An 854-nucleotide genomic window follows, 5' to 3' on the forward strand; every position below is an offset into this window, starting at 1 on the left:
AGGGTGTTAGGCACTTTCAGTCGGACCTGGTATCCTGGTGTGATGACACCACGAAAGCCATACCCGACGGACGTGACGGACGAAGAGTGGAGCTTCGCCGTTGCGTATCTGACCTTGATGAACGAAGACGCACCGCAACGCCGATACGGACTTCGCGAAATGTTCAACGCTCTGCGCTGGATGGCGCGAGCCGGTGCTTCGTGGCGTATGCTGCCGACCAACTTTCCGCCGTGGGAACTGGTCTATCAGCAAACACAACGGTGGCTGAACGCGGGTTGTTTCGAGGCGATGGTCAACGACTTGCGTTCCGTGCTGCGTGTGGCTCAAGAGCGTCAGGGGCAACCGAGCGCGGTTATCCTGGATGGACGCACGTTGCAGTCCACGTGCGAAAGCGGCCCGCGTTCGGGCTACGACGGTTATAAGCGCAAGCGTGGCAGCAAGGTTCACATGGCCGTCGATACGCTGGGCAATCTGCTGGCTGTGCACATTACGCCGGCCAACGAGCAGGAGCGCGCGCAGGTGGCCGAGCTTGCCCGTCAGGTTCAGCAGGTAACGGGCCAGACAGTGAAGCTGGCATTCGCTGACCAAGGCTATACAGGCGAGGATGCGGCGCAGGCCGCGCGTGACGAAGGCATCGAACTGCAGGTCATCAAGCTGCCCGAGGCGAAAAAGGGCTTCGTGCTGCTGCCGCGTCGCTGGGTGGTCGAGCGCAGTTTCGGTTGGCTCAACCGGTTCCGGCGACTGGCTCGCGACTACGAGCGCCTGCCCGAAACCTTGGCAGGTCTGCACTTCGTCGTCTTCGCCATGTTGATGCTCGTTCATGCTGCGCCGATTATCCAAAGTTCCTAACACGC

Annotated in this window: 1 protein-coding gene; it reads left to right on the forward strand. The window is 60.9% G+C overall.

The window, feature by feature from the left end; genetic code table 11:
* The first annotated feature begins 42 nt into the window (after nucleotides 1-42).
* Nucleotides 43-849, forward strand: a complete 807-nt coding sequence (locus BO1_RS49040; RefSeq protein WP_028223804.1) for an IS5 family transposase — start codon at nucleotides 43-45, stop codon at nucleotides 847-849.
* Nucleotides 850-854: the final 5 nt, after the last annotated feature.

Source organism: Paraburkholderia oxyphila NBRC 105797, assembly GCF_000685075.1.
Taxonomy (GTDB): domain Bacteria; phylum Pseudomonadota; class Gammaproteobacteria; order Burkholderiales; family Burkholderiaceae; genus Paraburkholderia; species Paraburkholderia oxyphila.